Source organism: Streptomyces sp. P3, from assembly GCF_003032475.1.
Classification (GTDB): Bacteria; Actinomycetota; Actinomycetes; order Streptomycetales; family Streptomycetaceae; genus Streptomyces.
The window spans coordinates 7,510,245-7,531,899 of the sequence record NZ_CP028369.1 but is presented as its reverse complement, the minus strand read 5'-3'; the positions used below and the strand labels follow the sequence as shown (position 1 = coordinate 7,531,899).

General features: G+C 73.1%; 24 protein-coding genes and 4 pseudogenes. 5 read left to right on the top strand and 23 right to left on the bottom strand.

The genetic code is table 11. The features are described from left to right. Nucleotides 1-12 precede the first annotated feature (12 nt). Nucleotides 13-645, bottom strand: a complete 633-nt coding sequence (locus C6376_RS33260) for a TetR/AcrR family transcriptional regulator (protein ID WP_107446748.1) — start codon at nt 643-645, stop codon at nt 13-15. A gap of 70 nt (nt 646-715) precedes the next feature. On the opposite strand from C6376_RS33260, the gene C6376_RS33255 reads away from it, so the two are divergent. Both C6376_RS33255 and C6376_RS33250 read left to right on the top strand, forming a co-directional pair. Then, on the top strand, nt 716-1,717 hold the full coding sequence (locus C6376_RS33255) for an NAD(P)-dependent oxidoreductase (RefSeq protein WP_107446746.1): 1,002 nt from the start codon (nt 716-718) through the stop codon (nt 1,715-1,717). 204 nt (nt 1,718-1,921) lie between these two features. Further along, complete coding sequence (locus C6376_RS33250) at nt 1,922-2,464, top strand: type 1 glutamine amidotransferase domain-containing protein (protein WP_107446744.1); 543 nt, start codon at nt 1,922-1,924, stop codon at nt 2,462-2,464. Between the two features lie 187 nt (nt 2,465-2,651). On the opposite strand, the pseudogene C6376_RS33245 reads toward C6376_RS33250, so the two are convergent. Beyond that, nucleotides 2,652-2,900: pseudogene (locus C6376_RS33245) on the bottom strand (DUF6158 family protein); the annotation flags it as partial. Between the two features lie 239 nt (nt 2,901-3,139). Beyond that, nucleotides 3,140-4,759: an ABC-F family ATP-binding cassette domain-containing protein gene (locus tag C6376_RS33240; RefSeq protein WP_107446742.1), complete on the bottom strand. Its 1,620-nt coding sequence runs from the start codon at nt 4,757-4,759 to the stop codon at nt 3,140-3,142. A gap of 168 nt (nt 4,760-4,927) precedes the next feature. On the opposite strand from C6376_RS33240, the gene C6376_RS33235 reads away from it, so the two are divergent. Beyond that, nucleotides 4,928-5,749, top strand: coding sequence for a class I SAM-dependent methyltransferase (locus C6376_RS33235; protein WP_107446740.1), 822 nt, complete (start codon nt 4,928-4,930; stop codon nt 5,747-5,749). Between the two features lie 98 nt (nt 5,750-5,847). Here C6376_RS33235 and C6376_RS33230 read toward each other — a convergent pair whose 3' ends face one another. The 13 genes and pseudogenes from C6376_RS33230 to C6376_RS33170 all read right to left on the bottom strand — a co-directional run bounded on the left by C6376_RS33230 (nt 5,848) and on the right by C6376_RS33170 (nt 14,635). Further along, on the bottom strand, nt 5,848-6,132 hold the full coding sequence (locus tag C6376_RS33230) for a gas vesicle protein K (RefSeq protein ID WP_057582193.1): 285 nt from the start codon (nt 6,130-6,132) through the stop codon (nt 5,848-5,850). Continuing rightward, a complete protein-coding gene (locus C6376_RS33225; protein WP_107446739.1) occupies nt 6,129-6,317 on the bottom strand; it encodes a gas vesicle protein in 189 nt (62 codons plus the stop codon). Before C6376_RS33225 ends, C6376_RS33230 begins: the two co-directional genes overlap by 4 nt. Continuing rightward, the gene (locus tag C6376_RS33220) at nt 6,314-7,102 is read right to left on the bottom strand and encodes a GvpL/GvpF family gas vesicle protein (RefSeq protein ID WP_107446738.1); all 789 of its coding nucleotides are present in this window, start codon (nt 7,100-7,102) and stop codon (nt 6,314-6,316) included. Before C6376_RS33220 ends, C6376_RS33225 begins: the two co-directional genes overlap by 4 nt. Then, nucleotides 7,099-7,518: a gas vesicle protein gene (locus tag C6376_RS33215; RefSeq protein WP_107446736.1), complete on the bottom strand. Its 420-nt coding sequence runs from the start codon at nt 7,516-7,518 to the stop codon at nt 7,099-7,101. Before C6376_RS33215 ends, C6376_RS33220 begins: the two co-directional genes overlap by 4 nt. Then, on the bottom strand, nt 7,515-8,717 hold the full coding sequence (locus C6376_RS33210) for an SRPBCC family protein (RefSeq protein ID WP_107446734.1): 1,203 nt from the start codon (nt 8,715-8,717) through the stop codon (nt 7,515-7,517). The genes C6376_RS33215 and C6376_RS33210 overlap by 4 nt, the downstream gene beginning before the upstream one ends. Next, entirely contained in the window at nt 8,714-9,391 is a 678-nt protein-coding gene (locus C6376_RS33205; RefSeq protein WP_107446732.1) for a DNA primase, read from the bottom strand. Before C6376_RS33205 ends, C6376_RS33210 begins: the two co-directional genes overlap by 4 nt. Then, nucleotides 9,388-9,651 (bottom strand): gas vesicle protein GvpG, encoded by a 264-nt coding sequence (locus tag C6376_RS33200; protein WP_107446730.1) that lies wholly within the window; start codon nt 9,649-9,651, stop codon nt 9,388-9,390. Before C6376_RS33200 ends, C6376_RS33205 begins: the two co-directional genes overlap by 4 nt. A gap of 7 nt (nt 9,652-9,658) precedes the next feature. Beyond that, the gene (locus C6376_RS33195; RefSeq protein WP_107446729.1) at nt 9,659-10,417 is read right to left on the bottom strand and encodes a GvpL/GvpF family gas vesicle protein; all 759 of its coding nucleotides are present in this window, start codon (nt 10,415-10,417) and stop codon (nt 9,659-9,661) included. Beyond that, entirely contained in the window at nt 10,414-10,854 is a 441-nt protein-coding gene (locus C6376_RS33190) for a gas vesicle structural protein GvpA (protein WP_107446728.1), read from the bottom strand. The genes C6376_RS33195 and C6376_RS33190 overlap by 4 nt, the downstream gene beginning before the upstream one ends. 67 nt (nt 10,855-10,921) lie before the next feature. Continuing rightward, nucleotides 10,922-11,194 (bottom strand): annotated as a pseudogene (locus C6376_RS45765) (gas vesicle protein); the annotation flags it as partial. 264 nt (nt 11,195-11,458) lie between these two features. Continuing rightward, nucleotides 11,459-12,385, bottom strand: a complete 927-nt coding sequence (gene ligD, locus C6376_RS33180) for a non-homologous end-joining DNA ligase (protein WP_107446727.1) — start codon at nt 12,383-12,385, stop codon at nt 11,459-11,461. Beyond that, nucleotides 12,382-14,229, bottom strand: a complete 1,848-nt coding sequence (locus C6376_RS33175; RefSeq protein WP_107446726.1) for a transketolase — start codon at nt 14,227-14,229, stop codon at nt 12,382-12,384. Before C6376_RS33175 ends, ligD begins: the two co-directional genes overlap by 4 nt. Nucleotides 14,230-14,233: 4 nt before the next feature. Beyond that, complete coding sequence (locus C6376_RS33170; protein WP_107446725.1) at nt 14,234-14,635, bottom strand: hypothetical protein; 402 nt, start codon at nt 14,633-14,635, stop codon at nt 14,234-14,236. Between the two features lie 390 nt (nt 14,636-15,025). On the opposite strand from C6376_RS33170, the pseudogene C6376_RS44055 reads away from it, so the two are divergent. Both C6376_RS44055 and C6376_RS33160 read left to right on the top strand, forming a co-directional pair. Continuing rightward, a pseudogene (locus C6376_RS44055) lies at nt 15,026-15,355 on the top strand (LLM class F420-dependent oxidoreductase); the annotation flags it as partial. A gap of 117 nt (nt 15,356-15,472) precedes the next feature. Next, entirely contained in the window at nt 15,473-15,832 is a 360-nt protein-coding gene (locus tag C6376_RS33160) for a DUF6204 family protein (protein ID WP_173985785.1), read from the top strand. On the opposite strand, the gene C6376_RS33155 is transcribed toward C6376_RS33160, so the two are convergent. The 7 genes and pseudogenes from C6376_RS33155 to C6376_RS33125 form a co-directional block, all read right to left on the bottom strand. Continuing rightward, entirely contained in the window at nt 15,792-16,355 is a 564-nt protein-coding gene (locus tag C6376_RS33155; RefSeq protein ID WP_107446722.1) for a GNAT family N-acetyltransferase, read from the bottom strand. The two genes, C6376_RS33160 and C6376_RS33155, sit on opposite strands and share 41 nt — an antisense overlap. 20 nt (nt 16,356-16,375) lie before the next feature. Further along, nucleotides 16,376-16,630: a LapA family protein gene (locus C6376_RS33150; RefSeq protein ID WP_107446721.1), complete on the bottom strand. Its 255-nt coding sequence runs from the start codon at nt 16,628-16,630 to the stop codon at nt 16,376-16,378. 109 nt (nt 16,631-16,739) lie between these two features. After that, entirely contained in the window at nt 16,740-17,663 is a 924-nt protein-coding gene (locus tag C6376_RS33145; protein WP_107446720.1) for an LD-carboxypeptidase, read from the bottom strand. 143 nt (nt 17,664-17,806) lie between these two features. Continuing rightward, nucleotides 17,807-18,096: pseudogene (locus C6376_RS33140) on the bottom strand (S9 family peptidase); the annotation flags it as partial. 27 nt (nt 18,097-18,123) lie between these two features. Then, the gene (locus tag C6376_RS33135) at nt 18,124-19,428 is read right to left on the bottom strand and encodes a M20/M25/M40 family metallo-hydrolase (protein ID WP_107446719.1); all 1,305 of its coding nucleotides are present in this window, start codon (nt 19,426-19,428) and stop codon (nt 18,124-18,126) included. Next, complete coding sequence (locus tag C6376_RS33130) at nt 19,421-20,254, bottom strand: M55 family metallopeptidase (protein ID WP_107449336.1); 834 nt, start codon at nt 20,252-20,254, stop codon at nt 19,421-19,423. Before C6376_RS33130 ends, C6376_RS33135 begins: the two co-directional genes overlap by 8 nt. Nucleotides 20,255-20,756: 502 nt before the next feature. Next, a complete protein-coding gene (locus C6376_RS33125; protein ID WP_107446718.1) occupies nt 20,757-21,482 on the bottom strand; it encodes a class I SAM-dependent methyltransferase in 726 nt (241 codons plus the stop codon). Between the last annotated feature and the right edge of the window lie 173 nt (nt 21,483-21,655).

Here is a 21,655-nt window from a genome sequence, read left to right as displayed (position 1 = left end):
GGAGCCCCGCGGTCAGCCGTCCTGCCCCGTCGTCGCCGTGCCGGGACCGGCCGCGCCGGGACCGGCCGCCGCGTCGAGGAGCGGGCGCAGTTCGCGGGTGACGGCCTCCAGGGCCCGTACGTCCTGCTCGGCGCGGGCGATGAGGAGCGCGCCCTCCAGGGCGCTGATCATGAGGGTGGCGAGCGCGCCGGACCGCTGTTCGGGCACGCCCATGTCCGTCAGCGCACGGGCCACCGGCTCCGTCCAGGCGGCGAACGCGGCGGCGGCCGCCTCCCGGGTGGACGCCGCCGTCCGGGCGCGGTCCACGGTGGCGGCCGCCACGGGGCAGCCTCCCGCGAAGCCGGCGGACGCGTACTCGTCCGTCCACTGCCCCACCATCTCGGCGAACAGGGCGCCGGGAGTCGGCTCGGGCAGCGCGGCGAGGAAGCGGGCGATCCGGTTGCCGGCGTACCGGCCCGCCCAGCCCACCGCCTCGTCGACGAGCTGCTCCTTGCCGCCGGGGAAGTAGTGCTGGAGCGATCCGCGGGGCGCCCCCGCGTGGGCGGCGACCTCGCGCATGCCGGTCGCGGCGACGCCGTCGCGCCGGATCAGCTGGGCGGCGCTGAAGACCATCCGCTCGCGCGGTCCCCGCTCGGACACCGCCATCGCCCGCCTCCCCCGCCGTGATCGGTTCTTCGGCTCCCACTCTATGACCGGCGTCATAGAGCGGACTACTATGACCGCCGTCATAGTCGGGGGCGGCTGCGGCGGCAGCGGTCCGCCGGCCGCCCGGCGGAAAGCGCGGTGCATCGTGGACGACGTCGGATCCGCCGGTCTCGCCGGTCTCGCCGGTTTCATCGGCCTCGGGGTCATGGGGCAGCCCATGGCGCTCAACCTCGCCCGTGCCGGTGTCCCGCTCGTGGTGTGGAACCGCACACCGGGCCGGTGCGACCCTCTGTGCGCCGCAGGCGCCGAGGTCGCGGCGGGCCCCGCCGAGGTCTTCGCCCGGACCCGGACCGTGATCCTCATGCTGGCCGACGAGGCCGCGGTCGACGCGGTGCTCGCGCGCGGCACGGCGGACTTCGCGGCGCGCGTCACCGGGCGCACCGTCGTGCACATGGGTACGACCTCGGCGGAGTACTCGGACGGCCTTCAAGGCGACGTCCGGGCCGCGGGCGGCCGCTATGTCGAGGCCCCGGTGTCCGGCTCCCGCGTCCCCGCCGAGCAGGGGGAACTGGTGGGGATGCTGGCGGGCGACGCGGACGCCGTGGCGGCCGTACGGCCGCTGCTCGGCCCGCTGTGCCGGGAGACATTCGCCTGCGGGGCGGTGCCGGAGGCCCTGCTGATGAAGTTCTCGGTGAACCTGTTCCTGATCACGCTGGTCACGGGCCTCACGGAGGCGTTCCACTTCGCCGACCGGCACGGGCTCGACCGGCGCCTGCTGCGGGACGTCCTGGACGCGGGGCCGATGGCCAGCGCCGTCTCCCGGACGAAGGCGGACAAACTGCTGAACCGCGACTTCAGCGTCCAGGCGGCCGCGGCCGACGTCCTGAAGAACAACCGGCTGATCGCCGAGGCCGCCCGCAGGACCCGGCTGGCCTCACCGCTCCTCGAGGTCTGCCACGCCCTGTACGGCGAGGCCGTCGAGCAGGGGCACGGCGGCGAGGACATGGCGGCCGTGCTGCACGCGCTCGAGACCCGGACCGGAGCCGGCGTCGGAGCCGTCGAGGGGGCTTGAGCCGGCCGGGCCGGGAGCGAACGGAAGAGCCGGCTCCCACCGAGGCCGTGTCGGCCTGCTGTCCTCGGGTACGCGGTGGTCTACGCACGGCGGACGGGCCGTGCCCCCGGGGAACCTCGCGGAACCCCGAGGACTGCCGAAGCCCCCGAGGACCCCGGGAACAGGGATCAAGCCGCGAGGACACGGAAAGGACGTGGGAAAACCATGCGCATCGCGTTTCTGACGGCGCCCGAGGGCGTCGAGCAGGTCGAGCTCACCGACCCCTGGCAGGCGGCGGTCGACGCGGGCCACGAGCCCGTTCTGGTGTCGACCGAGCCCGGCAAGGTCCAGGCGTTCAACCATCTCGACAAGGCGGACACGTTCGGCGTGGACGAGGTCGTCGCAGAGGCGTCCGCGGACTCCTTCGACGGGCTGGTCCTGCCCGGCGGCGTAGCGAACCCCGACGTCCTGCGCTCCGACGACAGGGCCGTGGCGTTCGTCAAGGACTTCTTCGACCAGGGCCGGCCGGTCGCCGCGATCTGCCACGCGCCGTGGACCCTCGTCGAGGCGGACGTCGTGCGGGGCCGGGTGCTCACCTCGTGGCCGAGCCTGCGGACGGACATCCGCAACGCGGGCGGCACCTGGGTGGACGAGCGGGTGAAGATCTGCGACCACGGACCCGGCAAGCTGGTCACCAGCCGCAAGCCGGACGACCTCGAGGCGTTCTGCGAGACCTACCTGCGCGTGTTCGCGCAGGAGGCGGCCTGAAACACAGCGGACGGCCCCGAGCCGCCGCCGGAATCCGGTTCCGTCCGGTCCCGGTGCGGGCTCACGCCCCGCCGGGGCCGCTCCCCGTGCCCGGGCCCCACTTGCCGACGGGCGTGGCCGCGGGGCCGGGCTCACCGGTGGCCCTGATCCCGGCCGAGGTCTGACGGGCGCCGCCGTTCGGCCCGGCGCCACGTTCCCTGGCTCCCTCGCGGGTGCGCCCGGGGGAGACGAACCGGCGCGGGTTGCGGCGCAGGTACTCGCCCTCCAGCCGGGCCATGCGGTCGTTGTGGGCGCGCAGGGCGTCGTTCGAGCCGTACAGCAGGGTGTCGTGGCGCGTGCGGTGGATCGTCTCCAGCTCTTTCATCAGCTGCTGGTCGTCCAGCCGGTCCGGGTCGACTCCGGTCATCGTGGTGCCCCGCTCGTCGTGTTCGTCCATGCGGTCCGGGTACCCGCCCGGGAGTGGTGTCAGCACTCCCTCGCGGCGGGACCCGGGAGGGAATCGGGGAGCTCGTGTCTCTGCCTCCACTGTACGAACATTCCGGCCCTCGGGCCTGCGTGCAGGTCGTCGCCCCCGCCGCAGGGGGACGGCGCACCTGCGAACGGTGCGCCGCGACGGGCGCACGACTGCCCCGCGCGGACGCCCCCGCACGGACGCCCCCGCACAGACGGCGCGGACTACCGGGCGCGCTCCACGCGCCGTTCGTCCCACACCGGCTCCGGGGTCTCCCGGACCCGGCCGTCGCTGCCGAAGACCAGGTACCGGTCGAAGGAGCGGGCGAACCACCGGTCGTGGGTGACGGAGAGGACCGTCCCCTCGAAGGCTTCCAGGCCCTCCTGGAGCGCTTCCGCGGACTCCAGGTCGAGGTTGTCCGTCGGCTCGTCGAGGAGCAGGGCCGTGACGCCCTGCAGTTCGAGCAGCAGGATCTGGAAGCGGGCCTGCTGCCCGCCCGAGAGGCGATCGAACGCCTGTTCGGCCTGTTGGGTGAGCTCGTAGCGCCGCAGCCGGGACATGGCCGCACCCCGGTCCTGCGAGTGTTCGCTCCACAGGATGTCCAGCAGGGTGCGGCCCAGCAGTTCGGGATGGGCGTGGGTCTGGGCGAAGTGCCCGGGCACCACCCGCGCGCCGAGCTTCCACTCCCCCGTGTGCGCCACGGACTCGCCGGCCAGCAGCCGCAGGAAGTGCGACTTGCCCGAGCCGTTGGAACCGAGGACGGCGACCCGCTCGCCGTAGAACACCTCCAGGTCGAAGGGTTTCATCAGGCCGGTGAGCTCGAGCCCCTTGCAGGTGACGGCCCGGACGCCGGTGCGGCCGCCCTTGAGGCGCATCGTGATGTCCTGTTCACGCGGGGGCTCGGGCGGCGGCCCCGCCTCCTCGAACTTGCGCAGCCGGGTCTGGGCGGCCTGGTAGCGGGACGCCAGCTCATGGCTGATCGACGCGGCCTGACGCAGGTTCAGCACCAGCTTCTTCAGCTGGGCGTGCTTCTCGTCCCACCGGCGGCGCAACTCCTCGAAGCGGGCGAAGCGTTCGCGGCGGGCCTCGTGGTAGGTGGTGAAGCCGCCGCCGTGCACCCAGGCGTCGGCGCCGGCCGGTCCCGGCTCCACGGAGACGATCTTCTCGGCGGCACGGGAGAGGAGTTCGCGGTCGTGGGAGACGAAGAGGACCGTCTTGCGGGTCTCCTTCAGCCGTTCCTCCAGCCACCGCTTGCCGGGCACGTCCAGGTAGTTGTCCGGCTCGTCGAGCAGCAGCACCTCGTCGCCGCCGCGCAGCAGCGCCTCCAGCACGAGCCGTTTCTGCTCGCCGCCGGAGAGGGTCCGCACGAGACGGAACTGGGCCTTGTCGTAGGGGATGCCGAGCGCGGCCGTGGTGCACATGTCCCACAGCGTCTCGGCCTCGTACCCGCGCACCTCGGCCCAGTCGGAGAGGGCCTGCGCGTACTGGAGCTGAGCGGCCTCGTCGTCGACGGTCATGATGGCGTGCTCGGCCTTGTCGACGGCCCCCGCCACCTCGCGGATGCGGGGCGGTGCGACGGACACCAGCAGGTCGCGCACGGTCGTCTCGTCCCGTACGGAGCCCACGAACTGGCGCATCACGCCCAGGCCGCCGGAGACGGTGACCGTCCCGCCGTGCGGTTTCAGCTCACCCGAGATCAGCCGCAGCAGCGTCGTCTTGCCGGCGCCGTTGGGCCCCACCAGGGCCACCACGGCCCCTTCGCCCACCCGGAAGGACACGTCGCCGAGCAACGCCCTCCCGTCGGGGAGGTAGTACTCGAGGTGCGCGGCTTCCAGGTGTCCCATGGTGAGGCATTCTGCGGGCCGCTCCCGACCCGCGGCAAACCGAATATCCGCCCCCCTCCGGTCGTCCACATGGTGGAACGATCTGTCTCATCATGCGAGCGGTGGCGTACGGTGACGACGCCGGGCGACCGGGCGGCCGGTACGCCGAGCAGTCGAGAGGGGAACGCCATGCCGAAGGCGCGGGAGACCGCCACCTACACCCACGGACACCACGAATCGGTACTGCGGTCGCACACCTGGCGGACCGCGGCCAACTCCGCGGCCTACCTGCTCGGCTCCCTGAAGCCGCACATGAGGATCCTCGACATCGGCTGCGGCCCGGGCACCATCACCGCCGACCTGGCCGCCCTGGTCCCCGACGGACACGTCACCGGCGTCGACCACGCCCCCGCGATCCTCGAGCAGGCCCGCGCCACGGCGGCCGGGCGGGGGCTCGCCAACGTGGACTTCGCGGTCGCCGACGTCCACGCACTGGCCTACCCCGACGACACGTTCTGCGTCGTCCACGCCCACCAGGTGCTCCAGCACGTCGGCGACCCCGTGCAGGCGCTGCGCGAGATGCTGCGGGTGACCAGGCCGGGCGGCTACGTCGCGGTCCGCGACTCGGACTACGCGGCCATGACGTGGTACCCCGCCTCGCCCGGCATGGACGACTGGCAGGACCTGTACCACCGGGTGGCCCGGGCCAACGGCGGCGAACCGGACGCCGGACGCCGGCTGAAGTCCTGGGCCCTGGCGGCCGGGGTCACCGACATCACGGCGACCTCCGCCACCTGGACCTTCAGCACACCCGAGGAACGGGCCTGGTGGAGCGGCCTGTGGGCCGACCGCACGGTCGCCTCGGCGTACGCGGAGCGCGCCACCGGGGGCGGGCACGCCACACCGGAACAGCTGCGGGCCGTGTCACAGGCCTGGCGGGAGTGGGGGCGGCGGGAGGACGGCTGGTTCGGCGTTCTGCACGGAGAGATCCTCTGCCGCAAGGCCGCCTGACCCGGCGACCGGCCCGACCCGCGGCTCGCGGGCGGGCCCGGCCCCACCGGCCCATCTCCCCACCGGCCTCCGTCGGCCACCCACCGGCCCTCGGCGGCTCATTCGCGGGGAAGGAGCGGTCCGAGCGGTCCGAGATCCAGATTGAGGTCCTCGGGTCGCAGTCCGTAGCGCTCGCGCAGTTCGGTCATACGCTCGTCGAGCAGCATCAGGGTGAGTCCGATGCGCTCCTCCTGCTCCTCGCTCAGGTCCCCCGTGTCGAAGCGGCGCACCGCCTGCCGTTCCATCAGCTGGCGCAGCAGTTCCACGACGGTCAGGACGAGCTTGACCAGGTCGCGCTCGACGGTGTCGGGCTCGAGGTCGACACGGTGCCGGCGGTCCGTCACAGCAGGTCCTCCCAGGGCGACGGCACCTGCTCGTTCACCGAGCTGATCAGTGCGTTGAGGTCGATGCGGACGAGATCGACGTCCGCGATGCGCAGGGTGATGTCCCCCGTGATGACGACGCCTCCGGCCAGCAGCCGGTCGAGCAGGTCGACGAGGGCGACCTCGCGGCGCTCCACGACGGTCATGCGTCCTCCCCCGGCCCGCCGGCCCCGGTTTCCTCCATCATGTCCACGAAGGAATAGGCCGCCCACGGTCCGGTGAGCTCCACCCGTATCCCGGGCTCCTCGCCCTTCGTGCGGTCCACGATCTCCACGAACTCCTCGGACTGTGCGCGCGGCACCAGATAGGCCGCGTTCAGCACGTTCTGCCCGGACGCCTCGGAGAGCGCGGAGTTCTGCGGCGGGTGGAGCCGGGCGTCCTCGGCGCGCGCGGAGAGCGTCGTGTGCAGCCGGCCGGCGAACTCCTCGGCCCGCTGCCAGGTGTCGTCCCGGGCCCGGGCCCGGGTACGCCGCTGCCGGAGGTAGTCACGGCCCGAGGCGGGCCTGGCGGCCGCCGGCTCGGGCTCCCGCGCCTCGGGCTCGACGTACACCTTCACGCCCCACTCGACCCGCCCCTCGAGCCGGTCCAGGGTGCGCAGGAAGTCCTGCTCGCGCTCCTCCATCATCACGCGGACCCCGCTGTCGTCCCGGAAGACCGTGGCGAGCCGGAGCGGCAGCGGCGTGGTGACGGCCGTCAGGGCGTCGATGACCTGCTGATGGGCCCTGGCGGTCTCCGTGAGCCAGTCCAGGTCCTCCAGACGGCGGCGGAGCGGCTCCTGCGCGAAGTCGCGCTCCGGCACATGGCTCACCACGGCGATCAGGCCGTGGTGAGCGAGCAGCCGGGGCGGATCCCCCGCCACGCCCGACAGGGCGGTCTGCAGGGGCGCGCCGAGGGGGCGGCAGACGGCGTACACGTAGCGCAGTCCGTTCACGGGGACTCCTTCCGGGCGTTCCCACGGGCCTCACGCGGAGCGTCCCGCCGCGGTCTCCGCCGCGCGCGGGCCGGCTCCAGTTCCTCCGGCTCGGCCGACTCCTCCGGCTCGGTCAGCTCCTCCAGCCGGGCCAGCCGCTCGCGCAGTTCGGCGTTCTCCCGCGCGAGCTCCTTGCGGCGGGCGCCGGAGGAGAGGGCCGGGTCGTCCTCCCACCAGTCGATCCCCATTTCCTTCGCCTTGTCGACCGAGGCGACGATGAGCCGCAGCTTGATGGTGAGCAGTTCGATGTCGAGCAGGTTGATCCGGATGTCGCCCGCGATCACGATGCCCTTGTCAAGGACACGCTCGAGGATGTCGGCCAGGTTGGCTCCGCCGCCCTGGCCGTACGGCTCCGGCATCCGGCTCGCCATGGTCATCGACGACTCCTGCGCTGGTCGGCCACGTCCTCGTCCTCGGGCTCCTCCTCGTCGTACTCCTCGTACTCGTCCTCGGCCCCGGCGTCCGCCGGCTCGCCGCCCTCTTCCGCTTCGGGCTGCTCCTCGTCGTCGTACGCCTCGTCCTCGTCGTCCTCGTACTCGTCCTCGGCGTACTCATCGTCCTCCCGGCGGCCGTCCTCGGCATCCCGCGGCTCGTCGTCGTCCTCGACGTCGCCGTCGTCCGCACGGGCCTCGGCGTCCTCGTTCCCGTCGTCGCCCCGGTCCCGCTCCTCCTCCGCCATCGCGTCCTCGTGGGAGGTGACGACCTCGCCGTCGCGGATCTCGCCGCGCCAGCTGTCCTGCGCCTCCCCCTTGATGGTGATGAAGCGGGCGAAGTTCTTCAGGTCGAGACGTGCACGGCGGCCCTGGGCACGCCAGATGTTGCCGGTCTTCTCGAACAGGCCCGTGGGGTAGTACTCGATGACCAGCAGGATCCGGGTGAGGTTCTCGGCGAGCTCGTGGAAGGAGACGACGCCCTTCGTCGTGCCCTTCGCGCCCTCGGACGTCCAGGCGATCCGGTCGTCCGGCACCTGTTCGGTGGTCTTCGCCTTCCAGCTGCGGTTGGACCAGAAGACCTTCGCCTGCCAGTCGCTCGTGGTGTCGTCGGCGCGGTTCGCGCTCTTGACGCCCTTGGCGAAGGTGCTGAAGTCCTGGTACTGCGTCCACTGGTCGTAGGCGGTGCGCAGCGGGACGCCGACGTCGATCGTCTCCATGATCACGGTCGGTTTCTTGCCCGCGCTCTTCTTGCCCTTGCCGCCCTTGCCGCCGCCGAGGTTCTTCAGCGCGCCGGTCACCTTGTCCTTGGCCCGCGAGGCGCCGAGTTCCAGGGCGGAGCGCAGCGGCCCCTTGCCCTCGGCGATCTTCCGACCGCCGTCGAGGGCGAGTTTGGCGAAGCCCGGGCTGTTGCCCTCGGCGATGTCGTTGAGTTTGGACGTGGTGTCGCCGAGCTTGTGGCCGACGCCGGTCAGCAGGCGGGTGGCCTGGGCGGCGAGGTACTCCTGCACCTCTTCCTTGAGCCGGTCGGCGGCCTCGCTGTGAGCGATTCCGGAGAGCGGGCCGCCGTCGCCGCCGGCCGCCTTGCCCGCGGTGCCGGAAGCCGCGGAGGTCGCGGACTTGGCGGATCCGAGAGTCTCGGTCATCGGTCACCGCCTCCCTTCGGCCGCCGGGACCGGGACGTGGTGCCCGAGGCGGTCTTCGCTGCGGTCCTCGCGCCCGACTTCCCGGCCGACGCGGTCTTCTTCGCGGCCGGCGTGCGGGCCGGGGCCTTCCTGGCGGGCGCCTTCTTCGCCGACTTCTTGGCCGGCGCCTTCCTGGCCGCGGTCCTCCTGCGCGGCGCCTCCTCCTCGTCCTCCTCGGCGGTGTCCTCGGCCGTGTCCCCGCCGCCGTCGTCCTCGGCGGTGTCCCGGCCGTCCTCCTCGTCGTCCTGGTCCTCGTGGGCGTCCTGAGGCTCGTCGTACTCCTCGTCCGCCTCGTCGTCCGCGCCCTTGCCCGGCACGACGCCCTCGATCTGGTCGCGCACCTCGGCGGTGCGCCCGTGCAGACGGTCGGCCAGAGCGTCCATCTGCCGCTCGACCATGGCCCCGGACGCCGCCTTGCCGACGCCGCGCAGGTCGGTGCGGAGCTGGTCGCCGATCTCCTTGAACTGCGGGTTGGCCAGCAACTGCTGGGAGACCAGGTCGGCGATGCCCCTGGGTGTGAGGTTCAGCTTCTTGCCCGCCACCAGCGAGCCCACGGCCAAGGCGAGTTTCAGCTTCCTGGTACGTCCGAGGAGGTAGCCGGCGCCTATCGCGAGGCCCATTCCCGTTCGGTTCATCCTGCCCACCCGTCGTCCGTTCCCGCGCTTCTGCGCGTCGCGATCTCCATCCGGTCGAGGAGTTGGTCCTCCTGCCGGTCGAACTCCTCCTCCGTGATCTCACCGGCGTCCAACTGCTCCTCCAGTCGGGCGAGTTCAGCCCGAACGGTGCTCGGGTCGTAGTAGATCCGCTCGGCCTCCTCCAGTACCTGGCCGATCACCCAGCCGCTGCCGCGGACCGGAGCGAACGGCAGGAGAAGCACCTCTGAGATGAGTCCCATGACACGCCTACTCCCCGGTGACGCCCGCGGGTTCGGGTTCGGCCGGACCGGGCTCCACGAAGCTGTACGGCGGAAGCGGCCCGTTGACCCGCACCTCGAGATGCGGACGGCTCTTGCGGAGCTCCTCCGCGGCCTCCAGGAACCCGGCCGCCGAGTCGCGGTCCACCAGGAAGGACACGTTGACCAGCCAGCCCGTGGACTCGGGGCCCACGCTGACGTGCGCGGCGAGCGGCTCGAGCTGCTGCCGCACGTCCGCCGCGTCCTCGGCCTCCTTGGCCTTGACCGCGGCGGCCACCATCTCGCCGAGTTGCAGCCGCTGCTCGTAACTGCCGCCGCCGGACTGACGGTTGGCCTCGGCCATGCCCCGCAGCTCGGGGCTCTCGGCCATCACCTGGTGCAGCACCGCCTCCTCGACGTGCGAGGCCTTGACGTTGTACTCCACCCGGCCCTCGAGGACGTCCAGACGCTCCTTGTAGTGGTCGGCGCGCTCGGCGAGGACCCCGGTGACGGAGCTGTCGTCGGGTGCGACGCTGCCGAACCGCATGGGCAGCACGCAGCCGCCGGCGCCCGCCTCGGCGAGCACACTCTGGTGGGCGAGCAGCTCCCTGCGCTTGGGCCGCAGCCCCTCGGGGGCGTCGCTGACGATCGCCGCCAGTTCGCCCTCGGTCAGGACGCGCACCGGCAGCGGCGGCTCACCGACACCGGCCAGACCGTCCGGAAGGGCCGGATGCGACCGCGCCACGATGCCGTAGACGTAGGTGCTCACTCCTGCTCCTCCTTCCGGCGCGTGGAGGTGGTCTTACGGGCCCGGGGCCTGGCCTCGCGCTCACGCTCCCCCGAGGAACCGTCGTCACGGGCCTGCTTGAACGCGTCGGAGATGGTCTCCGCCGCGCCCGACAGGGCACCCTTGGACTTGCCGCGGGCGCCGGACTCGGTCATCTCGCCGACCAGGTCGGGCAGGCCCGGGTCCTTGCGCGGCCCCGCCTCCAGGTCCAGTCGGTTGCACGCCTCGGCGAAGCGCAGATAGGTGTCGACGCTGGCCACCACGACCCTGACGTCGATCTTGAGGATCTCGATGCCGACCAGGGACACCCGCACGAACGCGTCGATGACGAGACCCCTGTCGAGGACGAGCTCCAGCACGTCGTAGAGGCCGCTGGAGCCGCCCCCACCGCCGGTCTGTTGTGCCGGGACAACGGTCATGTCTACCGCGCCTCCTTGTCTTGAAGATCTTGAAGTGGATGGTCGGACAGCAGTACGGGCGGGCGGCCTAGCGACCGCCCTGCCGATGTGCGTCGGCCCGCCCGCGCTCGTAGCGGCGGACACGCCGGTAGCCGGTGAGCTGTCCTGCGGAATCGAGGTCGACCTGGTAGCTCGCCATCAGGCTCATCGTGTCGGGCACCCGGGCCAGCTCCATGACCTCGATCTCCAGGGCCCAGCCGTCCTCGGTCTGCTCGAAGGACGAGACGCTCTCGGCCGTCATGCCGGTCAGCTCCGCGAGCTGGGCGCGCGCCTGGCGCAGCACGTCCATGGGGCCCGGCCGGTCGTCTGCCACGTCGTCTCCGCCTTTCCCGTGCCGAGGAGCCTTCGGCCTGTCCGGGTTCCCCGAATCGTCAGAACTGTGTGAACTACGTGAACCGCGTGAATCGCCTGAAGGGCGTGATGAGTGTGATGAGCGTGAAGTATCGGTATCGTCCCGACCGCGCGGGCGTTCGGGATCATCGGATCTGTGTGCCTGCGATGTGCTTTTCGTGTTCACGATGGCCACCTCTTCCTCCGGGTGGCCGGAACTCCCCTGGCCAAACCTTCACGAGCCGCGCAGTGCGTCGAGCCGGCGCCGGGCCGGGCCCAGCGCCCGCCCCCGCCCCGACGTCCCGGACCAGGGCCGCGTCCGGGCCTGCTCGACGGCGTCGGCGATGGTCCAGCGGCGCGGGCCGGGGTCGCCGAGCTGCTCCCAGCTGATCGGCATGGCGACGGGCGCCCCCGGCAGCGCGCGCACCGTGTAGGGGGCGACGGCGGTCTGCGCGTACCCGTTGCGCTGGACGTCCAGGTAGAGCCGGTCCCCGCGGTCCTTCTTGCGGGCTGCCGTGGTCAGCCGGTCGGGATGCCCGGCGGCGAGCAGCTCGGCGACGTCCCGGGCGAATCCGCGGACCGCGTCGAAGTCGTCCTGCCCGTCGACCGGGACCACCACGTGCAGCCCGCGCGAGCCCGTCGTCATCAGGTCGGCGGGCAGCCGCAGCTCGCCGAGGAGCTCGCGCAGCCGTCCGGCCGCCTCGCGGACGGCGGCGAAGCGGGAGCCGTCGGCCGGGTCGAGGTCGAAGACCATCAGGTCGGGGTGGTCGGGGCGGTCGGCCCGGGACAGCCACCGGTGCAGGGTGAGACAGGCCTGGTCGGCGAGGAACGCCAGCGTTGCCGCGTCGTCGCACACCGCGTGGCGGACCGTGCCGCCCTCCTTCGCCAGCTCCACCCGCGTGATCCACTCCGGGTAGTGCTCCGGCGTGTTCTTCTGCATGAACCGCGGCCCGTCCAGGCCGTCCGGATGCCGTTCCAGCATCAGCGGACGGCCGCGCAGCTGCGGCAGCAGGAACGGGGCGACGGCCCGGTAGTAGGCGACGAGGTCGCCCTTCGTGTACTCCTTCGCGTCCCCGTCGCCCGGGAAGAGCACCTTGTCCGGCCGGTGCACCTCGATGGTCCGGCGGCCGGTGCGCACCGTGCGCACCCGGTCGCCGCTCACGGCGTGATCGCCTGCTCCACCAGCAGCCGTGCGGAAGCGGCGATCGAGTCGGCGTCGATGCCGGCGGCGTGCAACTGCTCCGCCGGGCTCGCCGAACCGGGCATCGTCCGCACGGCGAGGCGCACCAGGCGGGGCACCGGGCGGCCGTCGAGGAAGGCGTCGAGGACCGCGTCCCCGAGGCCGCCCTCCGCGTGGTGGTCCTCCACGGTCAGCAGGCAGCCGGTCTCCTCGGCGGCCCGCCGCAGCGTGGTCCGGTCGACGGGCTTGACGGAGTACAGGTCGACGACCCGGACCGCGATGCCCTCGCCGGCCAGCGCCTCGGCGGCCTTCAGCGCCTCGTGCACGGTGACGCCGGCCGCGACGATCGTCAACCGGTCCCGCTCGGAGGAGCGCAGCACCTTGCTGCCGCCGACCGGGAACTCCTCGTCCGGCCCGTAGAGGACCGGCGCGGCGCCGCGCGAGGTGCGCAGGTAGCGCACGCCGTCCAGGCCCGCCATGGTGGCGACGAGCCGGGCGGTCTGGTTGGCGTCGCACGGGTAGAGCACGGTGGAACCGTGCACCGCCCGCAGCATCGCGAGGTCCTCCAGGCCCATCTGCGAGGGGCCGTCCTGTCCGATGGCGACCCCCGCGTGGGAGCCGACCAGGTTGACGCCGGCGCCGCTGACGGCCGCCATACGGATGAAGTCGTGGGCGCGGCTCAGGAAGGCGGCGAACGTGGCGGCGTACGGCGTCCAGCCGCGCGCCGCGAGGCCGACCGCGGCGGCGACCAGTTGCTGCTCGGCGATGTAGCACTCGAAGTAACGGTCGGGGTGCTCCTTGGCGAAGTCCTCGGCGCGGGTGGAGTCGCCGACCTCGCCGTCGAGGGCGACGACGTCCTCGCGGGCGGCGCCGAGAGCGGCGAGGGCCTTGCCGAAGGCGTCCCGGGTCGCCGCCTCCTCGCCCTTGTGCCAGCGGGGCAGGTCCGGCCGGCCCGAGGGGACGGAGTGCAGCAGCCTGGCTTCGGCCGGCTCGTGCACGCGGACCCGCAGGTCGCGGACGCCGCCCAGCTCCTCGATCGCCTCGTCGGCGTCCGGCAGCGGCTTGCCGTGCAGGCCCTCCCGGTCCTCGACCAAGGCCACGCCGCTGCCCTTGAGGGTGCGCGCGAGGATCGCGGTGGGCTGCCCGCTGGTGGAGACCGCCTCGCCGTACGCGCGGTCGATGGCGTCCACGTCGTGCCCGTCGACCTCGACCGTGTGCCAGCCGAAGGCCTGGAAGCGGCGGGCATAGGCGTCCAGGTCGTGGCCGTGCCGGGTGGGGCCGCGCTGGCCGAGCCGGTTCACGTCCACGATGACGGTGAGGTTGTCCAGGTGCTCGTGGCCCGCGTGCTCGGCGGCCTCCCACACCGAGCCCTCGGCGAGCTCGCTGTCCCCGCACAGCACCCAGACGCGGTACCCGGTGCGCTCCAGCCGCTTCCCGGCCAGCGCGATGCCGACGCCGACCGGCAGGCCCTGGCCGAGCGATCCGGTGGCCGTCTCCACCCACGGCAGCCGCTGCGGGGTGGGATGTCCCTCGAGCCGGCTGCCGAGCCCCCGGAAGGTCAGCAGTTCCTCGTCGTCGACGGCGCCGGCGGCCTTGTAGGCGGAGTACAGCAGCGGAGAGGCGTGGCCCTTGGAGAGGACGAAGCGGTCGTTGCCGGGATGGTCCGGGCGGTCGAAGTCGTAGCGGAGGTGGTGGGCGAGGAGGACGGCCGTCAGGTCCGCGGCCGACATCGAGGACGTCGGGTGCCCGGACCCCGCGGCGGCGGACGCGCGCACGCTGTCCACCCTCAACTGCTTTCCGAGTTCGACGAGTTCGGCGGTGTCCATCGGGTCAGCGGTCTCCTTCCGCGCGGTCGTCGCGCTGGGCGGTCCCGGGGGCGGGCTGGTTCTTCGCAGGCTCCCCGCCGGGCCCGTTCTTCGCGGGCTCCCCGCCGGGCTGGTTCCTGGCCGGCTCCCCGCCGGGCTGGTTCCTCGCGGGTTCCGCGGCAGAATCGCCGTCGCGGCCGTCGTGGGACGTCCTCGCCGGTCCGGAGCTGTGCTGTCCCACCTCGGGTGTCGGCGAGTCGATCGACTGGGAGCCGTCCTCCGGCGACGAGCGGTCCCCGGCGGGTCGGGCGTCGCCGTCCCCGTGCCGTCCCACCTCGGGCGTGGGCGCGGTGATCGACTGGGAGTCGTCCTCCGGGGAGGGATGCGCCCCACCGGCGTCGGCGGTCGCGTGGTTCTGGTCGTTCACGTCGTTCCCCTCATCGTTGTCGTCGGTGTGCCCGGCCGTCGGTGTGCCCGCCGGTCACGGCGCAGTGCCTGAAAGCGGTACGGGCTCGAGCGGGCCCCGCCCGTCGGCCCGGCCCGGGACGCCCGCGCGAGGGTGCGGGCCGCCCGGTGGCCGGCGAAGCCCGCGCCGACGCTCACGCTGCGGGATCGACTCACGGCAGGCCTCCGACGGTGTCCGGGCGGGCGTCGTACGAGGGTTTCCGCGTCCCCCGGGCAGGGGCGGCCAAACGTGCGCCGGTTTCCCGCCCGGGCCCCGGGCTCGGGCGGCGACAGCGAACCACCCGGTCGCCGAGGTACCCCCATGCCCGAGTACGGCTGCTTCCCGGCCTGCGAGGAGTTCGCCCCCGCCGGGCTCGTCAGCGGCGACACGAAGGTCTGTTACAGCGCAGATCGCGCCGAAGCGGTCGGCACGGTCCGCCGACGGTGGTCGAACCGGCTGCTGCCGGCGAGACGGGCCGGATCGTGCCCACGCCGAGCCATTTCGCGCGGCTGGATCCGCTGGTCGGCGAGGAGATGGTCGGCGACAACACGGTGTGCGGCGACGACCCCGAGGAGCATCTCGCCGCCCTCACGGCTTTCTCCGACGCCGGCTTCGACCGCGTCCACGTCGGCCGGATCGGCCCCGACCAGCGCGGCTTCTTCGACTTCCACCCGCACCAGGGTGCTTCCGGGTCTGCCGTGAGCGGGCGCCGGACGGCGCCGGGTGGAATATTCCGGGTGGGCGGCGGCCCCGCGGCCGTAGAGTCGCTCCTTCGACGGCGTCGACTGCGTCGACGTCATGGGTGAGGGAGCAGCAGCAGTGACCGAGCAGCACACGTACCGGGTGATCGTCCGGGGCACCTGGGACGGCCTGGGTGAGGAGGACCGCGCGCGGCTGCTCGCCGGCGCCGCCGACCACGGGCTGACGAGCATGCGGTTCACCGAGGAGGGCACGCTGACGTACGAGCCGTCGCCGCTGAAGCACTTCTCGATGCGCTACGCGGTGGTGTCGGACGCGGCGGACGGCGACGAGATGGCGGGCGCGCTCGCCGAGGAGCGCGCCGAGACGACGCTGCGGGAGCTCGGATACGGCTTCACGGGGCTGAGGTCGACGGTCACGGACCTCGACACCATGAAGATCAACCGGAAGTCCGGGGCCCGGTCCGCTTCCCGGCGGTGATCGCCCACCGCTCGTGGTCGCGCCACTCACCGTCGATGTGGATCATCTCCGGGGAGAACCCCTCCAGGCGGAAGCCGCAGGCGCGGGCGAGGGCGATCGAGGCGGTGTTGCCCGGCTGCACGTTGATCTCCAGCCGGTGCAGCCGCAGCGGGCCGAACGCGTGGCGCACCACGAGGTCGAGCGCCTCGCGCATCAGCCCCCGTCCGGCCGCGTGCGCGAAGGCGCCGTAGCCCAGCGCGCCGCTCTGGAACGCGCCTTCGACGATGTTGTTGACGTTGACGAACCCGGCGATGGCGTCGTCCGCACGGCTGCACACCAGGAAGCCGGCCTTGGACGGGTCCTCGATGAGCCGTCCCGCGTAGGCCGTGTAGGCGTCGGCGGTGGCGGGCGGGAACAGCCACGGGTGGTGCAGTTCCCTGCTCTCCCGCACGCGGGAGGTGAACTCCGGCCCGTCCTCGTAGGTGAAGTGGCGTATCCCCACCCGGGGTCCCTCGGCGAGGTAGCGCGATGCGGTGTGCGGCATCGGACCAGCCTACGACCGGGTCACCTCCGCCGGGTCCGGGAGTACGCGAAGTACGACCCGCACAGCGCGCCGATGACCCCGGTGGCCAGCAGGGCCGCCCACAGCGGCATGGTCACCACGGGGACCAGCAGCCGGATCTCCGTCGCCTGGGTGTTCTCGAAGATGAAGACCAGGGCGAGGGCGGCGAGCACCAGGACGGCGATCCGGCCGGGCGTCATCGGCGTCCTCCCCCGGCTCTCGGAGGTCCTGGCGCTCTTCGAGGTCTTCGGGCTCATGGAACCAGGGTCGGTCCGGCGGCCCGCTCACGCGCGGCGGGGGCTGCCCTTCGGGTGACGCGGCGAGGACCGGTCCTCGCCGGTGCCGCGGCGGTGTCGGCGGGCGGGGTCAGCGCAGGGCCGGGGTGTCGAGGGCGAGCGTGCCCTCGTCGGCGTCGAGCACGGCGCTCACGCCGAAGGGCACGGTCAGCGCTCCCTCGCAGTGCCCGAAGCCGAGTTCCTCGACGACGGGGACGCCCAGGCCGCCGAGCCGGTCGGCGAGGACCGGGCGGAGTTCCTCGTAGGGGCCGCACCGGTCCCAGGAGCCGAGGGCGACGCCCGCGACGCCCTCCAGCCATCCGGTGCGCAGCAGCTGGGTGAGGGCCCGGTCGACGCTGTACGGCGGCTCGCCCACGTCCTCGACCAGGAGCAGCCCGCCGCGGGCGCCGGCTCTGGTGTGCGGGGTGCCGTACCCGGTGGCGAGCAGCGTCAGGCAGCCGCCCAGGGTGACGCCCCGCGCCCGTCCCGGGGCCAGGGCGGAGCCGGCGGCGCCGACGACGCGGACGGTCTCGGGGGCGAACAGGGTGGCCCATAGGTGTGCCTGCGCCCGGGCGTTCTTGATGAAGTCGATGCCCGCGGCCACCGGCCCGTACAGCGTGACCAGGCCCAGCCGGACGGCGAACGCCTCGTGCAGGGTGGTGCTGTCGCTGAACCCGACGAACACCTTCGGGCCGGCGGCCCGCATCGCGTCCCAGTCGAGCAGGTCGACGACGCGCTGGGCGCCGTAGCCGCCGCGTGCGCACAGCACCGCGTCGACGCCTGGGTCGCACCAGGCCCGCTGGAGGTCGGCGGCCCGGTCGGCGTCGGCGCCCGCGAGGTGCGGCAGGGCGCGGTGCCGGTCCAGCACATGAGGGGCGACCACCGGGTCGAGGTCCCAGCCGCGCAGCAGGTCGAGACCGGCCTGCAGGCGTTCCTCGGCCACCGGCCCGCTGGGGGCGACGACCGCGACCCTGGCGCCGGGGGCGAGCCGGGAGGGCCGGACGAGTTCCTTCACGGTGCGAGCTCCAGCCTCGGGACGCCGGGCGGGTACGACCCGAACACCTGAGCGTACAGCGAGAGCCCGGCCTTCAGCGCGCGCACCGTCGTGGCGGCGTGCCGGAGCCCGGACCGGTACGCGTGCGGCCGCCGGTGGACGTGGTGCGCGAACAGCACCGGGACCCCGTCGGCGCGCGCCGCGCCCGCCCAGGGCCGGCCGCGGTACTCGACGATCCGGCTGCGCACGTTCCAGGGCGGGGGCAGCAGCGACTCCCGTGTGCCGCCGGCGCGTCGCCGGACGAGACTGCGGCGGCCGTTCCCGGCGGCCCGGGGAGCGGTCCACCGCACCTCGTCGCCGGCGAAGCCCACGTACTCGGGACGACCGCCGTGCGCGGCCGCGGGGCCGCGTCGACGGGGGACGGCCGGGAGCCGTGCGGGCAGGACCCGCGCATCGCCCTCCTCGGCGCCCACGACGCGGTTCACGCCGTCCGCAGGAGCCGGTCGAGGACGCGGACGCCGAAGTGCAGCGCTTCGACGGGGACCCGTTCGTCGACCCCGTGGAAGAGGGCCTGGTAGTCGAAGCCGGGCGGCAGCTTCAGCGGGGCGAAACCGTAGCCGGTGATGCCGAGCCGCGAGAACTGCTTGGCGTCCGTGCCGCCGGACATGCAGTACGGCACCACGTGCCCCTCGGGCGCGAACTCCTCGACCGCGGCCCGCATCCGGGCGAAGAGCGGCGCGTCCACCGGCGCCTGGAGGGCGACTTCCCGATGGGCGAACTCCCAGTCGACGTCGGGCCCGGTGAGTGCGTCGAGGGTCGCCCGGAACTCCTCCTCGCCGCCGGGGAGATACCGTCCGTCGACGTACCCGACGGCCGTCCCCGGAATCACGTTGAGCTTGTAACCGGCTTCCAGCATCGTCGGGTTGGCGCTGTTGCGCACGGTCGCCTCGACGAGGGCGGCGGCCGGGCCGAGCTTCTCCAGCAGGCCGTCGACGTCGCTCAGGTCGGTCTCGATGCCGTACAGCGCGGCGAGTTCGGTGAGCGCGGCGCGGACGGTGGGGGTCAGCCGCAGCGGCCACGCGTGCTCGCCGATCCGGGTGACGGCCGCGGCCAGCCGGGTCACCGCGTTCTCCCGGTTGACCTTGGAACCGTGTCCGGCGCGCCCGTGCGCGGTGAGCTTCAGCCAGCCGGTGCCGCGTTCGCCCGCGGCGACGGGGTAGATCTGGCGTCCGGCGCCGTCGTGGAAGGTGAAGGCCCCGGATTCGCCGATGGCCTCGGTGCAGCCCTCGAACAGCTCCGGATGCCCGTCCGCGAGGAACCCCGAGCCGTCCACGGCGCTGGCCTCCTCGTCGGCGGTGAAGGCGACGACCAGGTCACGCCGGGGCCGCACGCCCTGCCGGGACCAGGCCCGCAGCACGGCGAGGATCATCGCGTCCATGTTCTTCATGTCGACCGCGCCGCGGCCCCACACGACGCCGTCGCGCACCTCGCCGGAGAAGGGATGCACGCTCCACTCGGCCGCCTCGGCCGGGACGACGTCCAGGTGGCCGTGGACGAGCAGGGCGTCCGCGCGGGGGTCCGAGCCCTCGATCCGGGCCACCACGTTGGTGCGGCCCGGCGTGCGTTCGAGCAGCGTCGGCTCGACGCCCGTCTCGGCGAGCAGCGCGGCCGCGTACTCGGCGGCGGGCCGTTCCCGGCAGTCGCCGCCGCCCCGGTTGCCGGTGTCGAAGCGGATGAGGTCGGAGGTGAACCGGACGACCTCCTCCAGTGCGCGCGTGTCAGCCATACTGCTCCTCGATCGCGGCCGAGACGATCGTGGTGACCGCCTTGAAGGTACGGATGCCCTCGTACATGGTGCCGCTGGTGTACGCGATCTTCCGCTCACCGGTGCGGGCGACGCCGGGCACGACGGTGGCGGCCATCGCGAGGTGCTCGGCGTCGAACTCGACCGCGACGGTGAACGGGCCTGCGGAAACCGGCTCCTGACGGACCGCCAGGCCGGCCGCCTCCTTCGCCGCCGCCCGGATGTCGGCCGCGGTGCGGGCCGGGGTGCGGCACACGGCCGCGTAGCGTGAGACATGGTCCTTGACCGCGACCTTCAGCGCCCCTGGCGCGTAGCCGAGCGCGTCCTCGCAGGCCACGTCGTCGCCGGTGACGAGGACGACCGGCACCCCGTACTCGGCGGCCACGTGTGCGTTGAGCAGGCCCTCGCTGGCCCGCACGTCGTCGAGCCAGACTCCGGTGATGGAGTTGGCGAGGTAGGTGTGGGCGAGGACGCCCTCCATCCCGGCGCCCGCGTGGTAGCCCACGAACGCGACGCCGTCGACGTCGCCGTGCTGGACGCCCTCCACCATGGACAGCGACTTGTGCCGCCCGGTGAGCATCTCCGCCCGCTCGTCGAGCTGCTCGAGGAGCAGGTTGCGCATGGTCGAGTGGGCCTCGTTGATCAGGACCTCGTCGGCTCCGCCGGCGAAGAACCCGAGCACGGCGGCGTTGACGTCCGAGGTGAACAGGGTCCGGCACCGCTCCCACTGCGCCGCCCCCGGCAGCACGTCGGCGGGCCAGGTGACGCCGGTGGCGCCCTCCATGTCGGCGCTGATCAGGATCTTCACGTACACGTCCCCCGTCCGGTCCAGGATGTCCGAGCCTAGTGGGCGCTTGGTCACCTCCGGGTGATCTCGCCCGGTGGTGGACATCTTCTCCGGTACCAGGTCGGGGGAGGCGGAACGGCTCCGGTGAGTTGTCGGAGTGCGCCGCCGGTGCGGTCGCCCCGGTTTCACCCCCGCCGGAAACGGCGAAAGCATCCTCGTCGGCTACCGGCGGCGGAGGCGTCGGCGGCCCGGCTGGCGGTGGCCGCGATGAAGTCGGGCGGGCGGAGTGCCCGGTGTGCGGACGGTCGTGGTCGGCGGGGGTCGGGCGGTCGTGGTCGGCGCGGTACTGCTCCGGCCGCTGTCGGGTACGGGCCTGCCGTCAGCGTCATCCGTCGCGGAACGGGGCTGTTGAGACGCCATGGCGCGATGCCTCCGATGTCACGCCACCTCACGCCGCCTGCGGCGGGATGTGACAGCACGAGAGGCCCGTTGCTACGCAGAGGCGGTCACATGCTCCGGAACTTCACACGCCCCGGGCGGCCACCAGCCACCTGGACGGCAGCTCGATCCTGGCGCCGTCGGCGGTGAACTCGGTCGTGACGAGGGGCAGTTCACCCGACGCCAGCACCGTGAGTCCGGCGCCCCGCAGATAGAGGGGAACCGCGTCGTCGGCGACCTCGCCGGGGGCGATGCCGTGCCGGAAGACGGGCGCGAGCTTCGGCGGAGGCCCTGACGGACTCTGCGCGAGCGCGCCGAGGACGGGGCGCGCCGCCTCCGACAGTTCGACGAGGAAGACCCGGCCGCGCTCCCCCGCCAGCGCGGCGATGCCGTCCACCAGCGGCTGCCGGTCGGCGGGCTCGCACTGGTGCAGGACGCCCCGCACATAGACGTTGGCGTCCCCGAGTTCGGCGTGCAAGGCCTCGGCCGCGCCCTTCTCGGCCGCGTCCAGTTGCCGGTACACCGCCTGTCCGGCGGGGTCGGCGCGCCGGGCGTGGTCGAGGGCGGCCGCGGACAGGTCGGCGCCGATCACCCGCGGGAAGCGGTCCGCGAGATACCTGGTCTGGGTTCCGTTGCCGCAGCCGAGGTCCACCAACGCCAGCCCCGGATCGATGAGATGCGGCTCGAAGAGGGCGAGGTGGAGCGCGGCGGTGACCCTCGGGTCCGCGTCCCAGAACACACCGCCCGGCTCCTTCGGGGCCTCCTGCCAGAAACCCTCCCACGCCTGCCGGTACCGACTCGCCACGCTCATGCCCAACTCCCCTGGGTGCACAGCCGATCCGTCGTGAGCGACGGGCGAGTACGGTCTACCGTCCCCCGGTCGCCGCGACAAGCACGGTGCGCGTTCCTTCACGCCGCGTTCGCGATCCGCGGGGTGTGACGCACCCCCCGCGACCGCCCCCGCTCCCCGTCCCCGCTCCCCGT

Excerpts from the sequence above, each read along its gene's own strand:
- C6376_RS33260 (WP_107446748.1), bottom strand. The coding sequence starts at position 645 with ATGGCGGTGTCCGAGCGGGGACCGCGCGAGCGGATGGTCTTCAGCGCC.
- C6376_RS33255 (WP_107446746.1), top strand. The coding sequence starts at position 716 with ATGACCGCCGTCATAGTCGGGGGCGGCTGCGGCGGCAGCGGTCCGCCG.
- C6376_RS33250 (WP_107446744.1), top strand. The coding sequence starts at position 1,922 with ATGCGCATCGCGTTTCTGACGGCGCCCGAGGGCGTCGAGCAGGTCGAG.
- C6376_RS33240 (WP_107446742.1), bottom strand. The coding sequence starts at position 4,759 with ATGGGACACCTGGAAGCCGCGCACCTCGAGTACTACCTCCCCGACGGG.
- C6376_RS33235 (WP_107446740.1), top strand. The coding sequence starts at position 4,928 with ATGCCGAAGGCGCGGGAGACCGCCACCTACACCCACGGACACCACGAA.
- C6376_RS33225 (WP_107446739.1), bottom strand. The coding sequence starts at position 6,317 with ATGACCGTCGTGGAGCGCCGCGAGGTCGCCCTCGTCGACCTGCTCGAC.
- C6376_RS33215 (WP_107446736.1), bottom strand. The coding sequence starts at position 7,518 with ATGACCATGGCGAGCCGGATGCCGGAGCCGTACGGCCAGGGCGGCGGA.
- C6376_RS33210 (WP_107446734.1), bottom strand. The coding sequence starts at position 8,717 with ATGACCGAGACTCTCGGATCCGCCAAGTCCGCGACCTCCGCGGCTTCC.
- C6376_RS33205 (WP_107446732.1), bottom strand. The coding sequence starts at position 9,391 with ATGAACCGAACGGGAATGGGCCTCGCGATAGGCGCCGGCTACCTCCTC.
- C6376_RS33200 (WP_107446730.1), bottom strand. The coding sequence starts at position 9,651 with ATGGGACTCATCTCAGAGGTGCTTCTCCTGCCGTTCGCTCCGGTCCGC.
- C6376_RS33190 (WP_107446728.1), bottom strand. The coding sequence starts at position 10,854 with ATGACCGTTGTCCCGGCACAACAGACCGGCGGTGGGGGCGGCTCCAGC.
- C6376_RS33175 (WP_107446726.1), bottom strand. The coding sequence starts at position 14,229 with ATGGACACCGCCGAACTCGTCGAACTCGGAAAGCAGTTGAGGGTGGAC.
- C6376_RS33155 (WP_107446722.1), bottom strand. The coding sequence starts at position 16,355 with ATGCCGCACACCGCATCGCGCTACCTCGCCGAGGGACCCCGGGTGGGG.
- C6376_RS33150 (WP_107446721.1), bottom strand. The coding sequence starts at position 16,630 with ATGAGCCCGAAGACCTCGAAGAGCGCCAGGACCTCCGAGAGCCGGGGG.
- C6376_RS33135 (WP_107446719.1), bottom strand. The coding sequence starts at position 19,428 with ATGGCTGACACGCGCGCACTGGAGGAGGTCGTCCGGTTCACCTCCGAC.
- C6376_RS33125 (WP_107446718.1), bottom strand. The coding sequence starts at position 21,482 with ATGAGCGTGGCGAGTCGGTACCGGCAGGCGTGGGAGGGTTTCTGGCAG.